Below are 2,231 nucleotides of genomic sequence, written 5' to 3' on the forward strand. Positions count from 1 at the left end.
GATCTGGATCAAGTTCCCGCTCAACGGGGTCATAGCCTGCGACAATCCGCCACTGGGCTTGGGTGATGGGAGTTTGGCTGATGCAAAATGGTGGAACGGTCACGTCATGCTGGGGGCGTTCACGATCTAGGCTCTCCAGTTCTTCCTCGGGAGCGCCCATGGTGAAGGTGCCGCCGGGGATGGCGATCATGTTGAGGGCGATGGGATTGTCTGAATCATCGTTTAACGACTCAATATAGCCCCAGCCTACCCCAGCTCGTTTTCGAATCACCCATTCCCGCCCTAGCCCTAGAAAACGACGCTGTCGTTCGATTGTGGCGGTGGTGAAGTCGAAGCGATCTTGAATGTCAACAATGGTTGGAGAGGTGTAGGTAATGGTTTGCAGGGGTGGAAAGTCGATGAATTCCGCGACTTCGTATTCCAGCTCTTCATAGTGGATGTCTTCGGATTGAACCCGTTGTTCCCCATTGGACGACAATGATGAGGGCTGCAAAACCGTCTCATAGCGCTGGGCGATCGCTCTGTAGGTGCCTCCCAAACGATGTAAAACACTCAGCCCGACTTCGGCCAGCGGCAAAGCCCTGGCTTCCAATGCCGTTCCCGATTCTTCAAAAGCAGCGAGGAAGGCTTCAAAACTGGTGAGGGTATTGCCAGCTCGATCTTGGATGAGTAGGGTGAGATGATTTAAGACCTCCACCGTACGCTGCACCGGCACACCATCTAGGAGCAGATCACGGACGCGATCGCCCTCTCCAACCGTCTGCTCATCGCCAAAAAACCGATAGCGGCAAACCTCATCATCCACTTGGTCGCAACGCTGTAATAAACCACTCAGCAACACCTCCGCCACATGGTCTTGCCGCGCCTCGGGCACAAAGACATCCCGCAGCAGATCAATCACCGGCAAACTCACCGGCGTAGCTGCCATATAGCCTGCCAGCTTCTCCGCCGTCTCCGATGCCGAGGCGCGGAACAGGGCAACCCGTTGGCGGGCCGTGCGAGGGGGACTTTGGGCGATCGCCTCCCGTGATGCATCATAGTCCTGGGCGATTTGCCGAATCATACTGAGCTCAAAGGCGCGTCCTGGCGTTGGTGTATCGCCCATCCCAGCCACTACTCGGGCCCAACGGAGCATGGATTGTGGATTCAGCGTCACAATGGGTAACGTGAGCAGGCGTTGATCGTCATCTTGTGCAGGATCCTGCCCGTCGTCATCCCAGTCATCAGCGCTAGCTCCAGACAAGACCGGGGCGTTATCCATATCTAGGAGCGCACTCGGTAGTCCCGGAGCGATCGCCCGCAATCGGACAATATGCCCATCACTCAAGGCGGTGCGAGACCATAAGCGTTCTGGAAATAATTGCACAATAGAAACCGGCTGCACCGTAGCCCAATCCAGCAGAGTGTCGTGGATGATGCCCCGTCGCCATAGCAGGGATGTGCAGTCGGTGACTAAGAGCAACAGCCGCCGCCCGCCCATATCCCGCAATTCTCGGGTATTGCGAGGACGTTGACGAGCAGCCGGAGAGCGATCGCGCCATCGGGGAAACAGATGCACATCGTCCGGTTTGGCACTGTTGGGATCGGGGACGCTCAACTGCCACGTGCGCACGGTGCGAAAGGCACCTTGGTATTCCATCAAGTGCTGCAATTCAGCGATCGCCCGTTCCCAGATGACCGTCGTTTTAGAATCTTCAACGATAAAGTCTAGATCAAGCCAGCGTTCTGGCTGCGATCGCACCACCGGAAGTTGCAATTGGGTTTCAGCAATTTGAGTGACGGTTGCCTCTTCGTCTAGGTCGTAGCGGTTGCGGGATGGCACCTTTCGCATCAACGGCCGCAGCGATCGCGCTAGATCGAGACGCGTGCGCAGAGCTGGGGCCGCCGGAACTGGGAACGGCGTTCCTTGGGGAGTTTCTTGGGGCTCCGGAGACTCGGCAGGCTCTGGGGGTGATGGGGGGCGATCGTCGATGTAGAGACTCGTGGTGGGTTCGGCTGCGGGGATAGAGGGAGCTTCTACGGTTTGTATGGGCGACGACGGTGTAGGCTCTGCCTCCGGTTCGGGAGCCGTGTAGACTGCTTGCGGCATAAACTGAGCTAGCCAAACCGCGTCAGCTAGGTCTCGGCCGTCTAGATCTAGCCCCAGTTGCGCTAACCGTTGCGCGAACTGTCCGATCGTTGGTCTTCGCTGCTGCTCAGATGTTTCCACAGGCGGTCAATCAGGTCTCCAG

At 57.5% G+C, this 2,231-nt stretch carries 1 protein-coding gene; it reads right to left on the bottom strand.

Features of this window, described 5'->3' with window-relative positions:
• Window positions 1-2,209 (bottom strand): SAV_2336 N-terminal domain-related protein (locus V6D20_16455; GenBank protein HEY9817372.1); only part of this gene is annotated, 2,209 nt, incomplete at its 3' end.
• Window positions 2,210-2,231: the final 22 nt, after the last annotated feature.

The organism is Candidatus Obscuribacterales bacterium, assembly GCA_036703605.1.
Classification (GTDB): domain Bacteria; phylum Cyanobacteriota; class Cyanobacteriia; order RECH01; family RECH01; genus RECH01.